Source organism: Streptomyces hokutonensis, from assembly GCF_000376565.1.
GTDB classification, from domain to species: domain Bacteria; phylum Actinomycetota; class Actinomycetes; order Streptomycetales; family Streptomycetaceae; genus Streptomyces; species Streptomyces hokutonensis.
The window spans coordinates 1-591 of the sequence record NZ_BARG01000174.1 but is presented as its reverse complement, the minus strand read 5'-3'; the positions used below and the strand labels follow the sequence as shown (position 1 = coordinate 591).

Annotated in this window: 1 protein-coding gene; it reads right to left on the bottom strand. The window is 68.4% G+C overall.

Annotated features, from left to right (window positions below):
* Positions 1-591: DUF2637 domain-containing protein (locus SSP08S_RS54585; RefSeq protein WP_019076053.1), on the bottom strand; the 591-nt coding region annotated here is incomplete at both ends.

Sequence of the window (591 nt, the reverse complement as noted above, 5' to 3'; positions counted from 1 at the left end):
CGCAGGGGCATCAGGGACTCCACCGGGGCCTTGCGGCGCCACGCGCGGCCGAAGCGGGAGTGGAGCCGCGCCTGATAGACGAGACGATCCTGCTCCAGCTTGATGACCTGCTCGTAGGAACGCAGCTCCCACAGCTTCATCCGGCGCCAGAGCAGGAACGTCGGGAGCGGCGAGAGCAGCCAGCGGGTGAGGCGGACGCCCTCCATGTGCTTGTCGGCCGTGATGTCGGCGATCCGGCCGATCGCGTGCCGGGCCGCCTCGACGGAGACCACGAACAGGATCGGGATCACCGCGTGCATACCGACACCGAGCGGGTCGGGCCAGGCCGCAGCGCCGTTGAACGCGATCGTCGCGACCGTCAGCAGCCACGCCGTCTGGCGCAGCAGCGGGAAGGGAATCCTGATCCAGGTCAGGAGCAGGTCCAGGGCGAGCAGGACGCAGATACCCGCGTCGATACCGACCGGGAACACATACGCGAAGTTGCCGAAGCCCTTCTTCAGGGCGAGTTCGCGTACGGCGGCGTACGAACCGGCGAAGCCGATACCGGCGATGACCATCGCACCGGAGACCACCACGCCGATGAGCACCCGG